Annotated in this window: 1 protein-coding gene; it reads left to right on the top strand. The window is 62.8% G+C overall.

Features of this window, described 5'->3' with window-relative positions; translation table 11 throughout:
• Positions 1-46 precede the first annotated feature (46 nt).
• Positions 47-261: hypothetical protein (locus tag AC3XQU_RS24175; RefSeq protein ID WP_489876661.1), on the top strand; the 215-nt coding region annotated here is incomplete at its 3' end.

The following is a 261-nucleotide window of genomic DNA, read 5'->3' on the forward strand; positions in this document are numbered from 1 at the left end:
CCTAACGGCATCGGCCTCGACGTTGCTTTTCGCGAAGGGCTAGGCCATGCTGATCAAGCCCGTGTTGCTCCCCCGGGACCTGCATCTATTGGACACCCCTGTGGCCTACGTCCGCAGATCAGACGTCCATCTGCTCACCGCCAGACGGAACGCCTGGCAAGGCACGACGCTTAAGCAATACACGACCGACGCACCGGCTTTCACGGGTGCGGCATCGGCACGCCAGGCAGCCGAGCGGCGAAGGAAGCCTGGGACCTATTT

The organism is Telluria sp. AZSoR62 (genome assembly GCF_058111565.1).